Raw genomic sequence first — 6,170 nt, 5'->3', positions numbered from 1 at the left:
GCAGACTGCCGCTTCCGAAATTGAGCGGCAGGCAGGCGAAGGACCAGCAGGACAACAACCGCACCAAGGTAAAGCAGCGGTTCAATTTGGAAGCCCTTCACGAGCATCACGTAGTGCAGCGCTCCTAGAAGACCTGCCGCAAAGGTCAGCCTGTGCAGCCGCGGCCAGGCACGCCCCAGCCGCCGGACAGAGAAATTGTTGGAGGTCAAAGCCAGCGGAAGCATCAGGACAAAGCCCCCCATACCGATAGTGATGTAAGGACGCTTGGCAATATCAGCGAGGATCTGGCTAAGGATCTGCACGTCCAGAACCAGCCAGACCAGCAGATGGCAGAGCACATAGAAGAAACACAGCAGGCCGACCGCCCGGCGGAACTTCATCAGGTTCAGCCCCGCCAACCGGCGCAACGGGGTAATGGCCAGAGTGAGAACCATCAGCTGCAGCGCCAGCTCGCCATATTCATGCTCCAGCGCCTTGATCGGCTCCACCGCCAGGCCGCCGGTGAGGCCGAGGTAAAAGAACCAGAACGCAGGCAATGCCCCGAACAGATAAACGGCCCAGACTGGAAAGCGGCGGAGAAGATGGTTCACCCTGTCCATCAGACGGCTCCGATCAGAAGTGCCGGGCAAGGTCCATCCCGTCATACAGGGAAGCGACCTCTTTCCCGTAACCATTGAACATCAGGGTCGGCCGGCGCTTGGCGAACAGCCCGCCGCCGATACGGCGCTCGCTGGCCTGGCTCCAGCGGGGATGCGAGACATCGGGGTTCACATTACTGTAGAAACCGTATTCCCGGCGGTTGGCCATATTCCAGCTGGTGGGCGGCTCCCGATCGGTCAGGGTAATCCGAACCACCGACTTTATCGACTTGAAGCCGTATTTCCATGGCACCACCAGCCGCAGTGGCGCCCCGTTCTGATTGGGCAGCGGTTTGCCGAAGATACCCGTCGCCATTATCGTCAGCGGATGCATTGCCTCATCCAGGCGCAAGCCTTCGCGGTAGGGCCAATCCAGCACCTTGTAGGCGGTGCCGGGCATCTCGGACGGCCGGTAGAGGGTTTCGAAGGCAACGTATTTCGTCCCCTCCTGCACGCCGGCCATGCTCAGAAGATCCGCCAACTCAAACCCCTGCCAGGGCACCACCATCGACCAGGCCTCGACACAGCGGAAGCGATAGATGCGCTCTTCCAGCGTCATCTCCCCCATGATCTGCTCAAAGGAATAATCGCCCGGCTTGTCCACCAAACCGTCGATCTTGACGCTCCAAGGTTTGGTCGTCATCCTGTCCGCATAGGCAGGCGGATCACTCTTGCCAGTGCCAAACTCATAGAAATTACAGTAGCTGGTCACTTCCTCCCAGCTGTTCGGCTCCAGCCCCTCTTCCGCCCACGCATGTCCGCCCAGCGTCGCGGCCAGGCCGCTCCCCATCAGCCCCGCCATGATCTGGCGGCGTTTCCAGAACGCGGCCTCCAGTGTTGCATCTGCAGGGGTCAAATCGTTGATCCAGCGGTGCGCCATCTGCGTCTCCTGAGTATCCTCTTCCCTTTCAGGTAACGGTCCCGTGCGCAAAACCCAAAACATATCCTGTAACGACTGCGCGAGAGAACTGTAACGTAGCGCAGCCATCTGCATCCTGTGTGACCCAAATAAGGGCGTTTCAGCGGCACCGGCGCCGGAACCAAGTCTACGGGAATTTTGCGGTGGCGGTTGCCCCCATTCTCATGCGAAAAATGCAATGCGTTCCACACGCGGCCCTACAGGACAGCTGGTGCGGACCGGCAATCACCTAGGGAGACCCCAGATGAAATTACATGTTTTTGCAGCCGCCCTAGTTCTAGATGCCAGTGCTGCAGCCGCACAGGAAATGGTGAGCTACACCACTCCCCTGTCTTTTGATGACGTAACATTCGGGCTTGAGAGTGCTATTACCAACCGGGGGCTGCGGGTCGACCACATCAGCCATGTGGGCGACATGCTGGAACGCACCCGCGCCGATGTCGGCTCGGAAATTGTGCTGTTTGACCATGCGCAGGTCTTCTCTTTCTGTTCCGCCAAACTGTCGCGCCAGGTGATGGAGGCCAATCCAATGAACATCACTTTCTGCCCTTATGACATCTTCGTCGCTCAGCCTCCTGGCGCAGAAGACGTCACCATCGGCTTTCGCGCCTTCCCCGAAGGCGAAATGCAAGTGATCCACGCGCTTCTTGACGCGATCGTGCAGGAAGCCATCGAGGAATAAGCCGCAGCTTTGAAAATTCCCCGCTGCGCTGCTTGCGTGATTTCACTATGCTGGCCGGAAACTGAAATTCCGGCACGGGCAAACCATGATGAAACCCCTATTCTTTACCTTGATGATGCTGGCCGCCGCCACATTGGCTGGCTGCGCGTCCCGCCCAACCGCGACCAAGCACGATGTCGAGGAGCTTTCGCGTGCGCTGCAAACCCTGGACCCGCAAGTGGACCCGGATGAAGCCCGGCGCGCGGCAGAAATCGCCTACAGCTACTCCGCCCGGCTGGCCGAGCAATATGAAGTGACCACTTCGCCGATCCTCCATAACACCATGGTGAACACCGGGGTCAAGGAGCGCGGCCTCTGCGTGCATTACGCCGAAGACATGCAGGCGCGGCTCAGCCAGGAGAATTTCCGAACGCTTTCACTGCTGCGTGCCATTGCCGAGCCTAAAAACGATTTCCGCATCGATCACAGCACCGCGGTTATCGCCGCCAAGGGCGGCGGCATTTACGACGGTCTGGTACTCGACCCCTGGCGCTATGGCGGCAAGCTGTTCTGGTCGCCGACCACCGAAGACTCCCGCTATGACTGGGAACCCCGTCTGAAAGTCCTGCGCCGCAAATACGAGCGCCGGATGGCCAAGGAAGCGGCCTAAGGGTGAACTGCCTTATGCGCTGCAAAATATCCGCAGCCTGAGCTGCCGTCCGGAATTGTCCGGGCGCCTCAGTCCGAATTGCTACCTGAAGGCGCTGATGAAATTGGGCGTTCCTTCATACCCCACCGCCAGGCCGATGCTTGTGATCGCGTCGCCGGTGCTTTCCAGTAGACCCTTTGCCTGATCCAGCCGGCGTTGCTTGCGCCATTGCGCAGGTAACGCACCAAAGGCACGCCGGAACGCTCGGTTGGCGTGCTCCGGCCGTCTACTGCAGCGGCAACTCCGGCGGAGGTGCGTTTCCAATCAGTGAAATTCCGCAAGTCCAGCACCGCCGCAAACCTTCAGGAACTAAGCCGGAACCGGTCGTCCTTCAGCCAGCTGGCACATGAGAGTGACGACCGCTGCCTGATTCTGGACGGGCAGCGCTCCGGCATAGGCGCCCGCAGACCGGAACTGAAAAACGCCGCCGCTCAAGGCAAAGGCCCGCCATCTATGGCGGGCCTTCCTTGCAGCATATCCTCAATGCACCACGGCATCGTCCGGCTTGGGCCCGCCCGTCGTCCCCAGCCGGTCGCCGATGATCAGCCCGTCGCTGCCAGCCGAGACCGGGACGGCATCGCCATCCTTGATCTCACCGCCAAGCAGGGCTTCGGCCAGCGGGTTCTGCAGCGCGCGCTGGATCACCCGCTTCAGCGGCCGGGCGCCGAACACCGGGTCATACCCCTCGTCCGCCAGCCAGGTCTTGGCCGCTGCGTCCAGCTCCAGCGTGATCTTGCGCCCCGCAAGGCGTTTCAGCAGCCGTTCCAGCTGGATCTCGACAATGCCGTCCATATCGGTCCGCGCCAGCCGGTCAAAGATGATGGTCTCATCCAGACGGTTCAGGAATTCGGGCCGGAAATGGGCGCGCACCGCATCCATCACGTCCCGCTTGGCCTCTGACGCATCTGCGTCGTCGGGCAATTGGCTGAGCGCCTGCGCGCCCAGGTTCGACGTCAGGATGATCAGCGTCTGCTTGAAATCCACCGTGCGGCCCTGGCCGTCCGTCAGCACACCGTCATCCAGCACCTGCAGCAGCACGTTGAATACATCCGGGTGCGCCTTCTCGACTTCGTCGAACAGCACCACCTGGTAAGGGCGGCGGCGCACAGCCTCGGTCAAAACCCCGCCCTCGTCATAACCGACATAGCCCGGCGGCGCGCCGATCAGACGGGCAACCGAATGTTTCTCCATGAACTCCGACATGTCGATACGCGCCATTGCGTGCTCATCGTCGAACAGAAAGCCGGCAACTGCTTTGGTCAGCTCTGTCTTGCCAACCCCGGTTGGCCCCAGGAATAGAAACGACCCCAACGGCCGGTTCTCATCGTTCAGGCCCGCACGCGCCCGGCGCACCGCATTGGCTACCGCGGTCACTGCAGCGTTCTGACCGATCACCCGGCGGTGCAGATCATCTTCCATGCGCAGCAGCTTCTCACGCTCGCCCTCCAGCATCTTGGATGTCGGAATTCCCGTCCAACGCTCCACAACCGCCGCGATCTGTTCGGGGCGCACGGCTTCCTCGACCATCAGCCCCTGCTGTTCGCGGTTTTCGGCATCCACCAGCTGTTTCTCAAGCCCCGGAATGACGCCATAAGACAGCTCCCCCGCCTTGGCCAGGTTACCCTCCCGCTTGGCAATCTCAAGTTCAGCACGGGCGCGGTCCAACTGCTCTTTCAGATCGCGGGCGCCGGCCAGCTTGTCGCGTTCGGCCTGCCACTGGGCGGTCATCTCACCCGATTGCTCCTGCAGATCCGACAGATCCTTCTGTAGAGTCGCCAGCCGGTCCTTCGAGGCCGCGTCATCTTCCAGCTTCAGAGCCTGTTCCTCGATCTGCATCTGCAGGATCTGCCGGTCCAGTGCATCCAGCTCTTCCGGCTTGCTGTCCACCTGCATCCGCAGCCGCGCCGCGGCCTCGTCCATCAGGTCGATCGCCTTGTCGGGCAGGAAACGGTCGGTGATATAGCGGTGCGACAGAGTTGCCGCGGCCACCAGCGCCGCGTCGGCGATGCGCACACCGTGGTGCAGCTCATATTTCTCTTTGATGCCGCGCAGGATCGACACGGTGTCCTCCTCTGTCGGTTCAGTAATCATCACCGGCTGGAAGCGGCGCGCCAGGGCGGCGTCCTTTTCCACGTATTTGCGGTATTCATCCAGCGTTGTGGCGCCGATGCAGTGAAGCTCGCCGCGGGCCAGCGCCGGTTTGATCAGGTTGGCCGCATCCATCGCGCCGTCGGATTTCCCGGCGCCGACCAGCGTGTGCATCTCGTCGATGAAGAGAATGATTTCGCCGGCTGCTTCGGTCACTTCGGTCAGCACTGCTTTCAAGCGCTCTTCGAATTCGCCGCGGTATTTTGCACCGGCAATCAGCGCCCCCATGTCGAGTGCCAGCAGCTTCTTGTCGCGCAGGCTCTCCGGCACATCGCCGTTGATGATGCGCAGCGCCATGCCCTCGGCGATAGCGGTTTTACCCACCCCCGGCTCGCCGATCAGAACCGGGTTGTTCTTGGTGCGTCGCGACAGCACCTGCATCGAGCGTCGGATTTCCTCATCCCGCCCGATGATCGGATCGATCTTACCCTCGCGTGCAGCCTCGGTCAGGTCGCGCGCGTATTTCTTTAGCGCATCATAGCCCTCCTCAGCCGTGGCTGTGTCTGCAGTGCGCCCTTTGCGGATATCATTTATTGCTTCATTCAGTTTCTGAGCCGAGACACCGCCGGCTTCCAAGGCTTCTTTGGCCTTGGATTTCACCATGCACAGCGCCATCAAGAGCCTTTCCACCGGCACAAAGCTGTCGCCCGCCTTCTCAGCAATCTTGGCGGCCTCATCCAGCACGCGGGCCGTCTGCCCGTCCAGATAGATCTGGGCCGCATCGCCGCTGACCTTGGGCTGCTTGGCCACAGCAACCTCAACCGCCTCGAGAACACGCTCAGGTGCGCCGCCTGCGCGGGTGATCAGGTTGCTGGCCAGCCCCTGGTCGTCATCCATCAGTGCTTTCAGAATATGTTCCGGCACCAGCCGCTGGTGCCCCTCGCGCATTGCAATCGTCTGCGCTGCCTGCACGAATCCCCGTGCACGCTCCGTGAACTTGTTCAAGTCCATCTTGCTCTCCTTTTTCAAGCGCCCGATGATTGGCAGTGCCCGCTCCGCGGCACACCCCTGACTGGGCCTCAGTCTGTCATGTGGGAAGCAATCCAGCCGCTTCAAGATCATTAAACACCGAAAAGATGTGCAAATCCCTGACCT

6 protein-coding genes are annotated in these 6,170 nt (G+C 61.0%); 2 read left to right on the top strand and 4 right to left on the bottom strand.

All coding sequences use genetic code 11. From position 1 onward, the window contains the following. Together msrQ and msrP are read right to left on the bottom strand one after the other, a co-directional pair. The coding region (msrQ, locus tag VOI29_RS06405; RefSeq protein WP_323776911.1) for a protein-methionine-sulfoxide reductase heme-binding subunit MsrQ at positions 1 to 599 on the bottom strand (599 nt) is incomplete at its 3' end. A 13-nt stretch (positions 600 to 612) separates the two neighbouring features. Then, positions 613 to 1,518: a protein-methionine-sulfoxide reductase catalytic subunit MsrP gene (msrP, locus tag VOI29_RS06400; protein WP_323776909.1), complete on the bottom strand. Its 906-nt coding sequence runs from the start codon at positions 1,516 to 1,518 to the stop codon at positions 613 to 615. Positions 1,519 to 1,801: 283 nt separating this feature from the next. Between msrP and VOI29_RS06395 the strand changes: the two genes are divergently transcribed. Both VOI29_RS06395 and VOI29_RS06390 read left to right on the top strand, forming a co-directional pair. After that, a complete protein-coding gene (locus VOI29_RS06395) occupies positions 1,802 to 2,239 on the top strand; it encodes a DUF302 domain-containing protein (RefSeq protein ID WP_323776906.1) in 438 nt (145 codons plus the stop codon). An 88-nt stretch (positions 2,240 to 2,327) separates the two neighbouring features. After that, positions 2,328 to 2,888: a hypothetical protein gene (locus tag VOI29_RS06390; RefSeq protein ID WP_416361488.1), complete on the top strand. Its 561-nt coding sequence runs from the start codon at positions 2,328 to 2,330 to the stop codon at positions 2,886 to 2,888. Between the two features lie 81 nt (positions 2,889 to 2,969). Here VOI29_RS06390 and VOI29_RS24580 read toward each other — a convergent pair whose 3' ends face one another. Continuing rightward, positions 2,970 to 3,191: a helix-turn-helix domain-containing protein gene (locus VOI29_RS24580; protein WP_416361487.1), complete on the bottom strand. Its 222-nt coding sequence runs from the start codon at positions 3,189 to 3,191 to the stop codon at positions 2,970 to 2,972. 216 nt (positions 3,192 to 3,407) lie between these two features. Continuing rightward, positions 3,408 to 6,026, bottom strand: coding sequence for an ATP-dependent chaperone ClpB (gene clpB, locus VOI29_RS06385; protein WP_323776902.1), 2,619 nt, complete (start codon positions 6,024 to 6,026; stop codon positions 3,408 to 3,410). Between the last annotated feature and the right edge of the window lie 144 nt (positions 6,027 to 6,170).

This window comes from Leisingera sp., from assembly GCF_034669605.1.
Classification (GTDB): Bacteria; Pseudomonadota; Alphaproteobacteria; order Rhodobacterales; family Rhodobacteraceae; genus Leisingera.
This window is presented reverse-complemented; position numbering and strand designations above follow the sequence as displayed.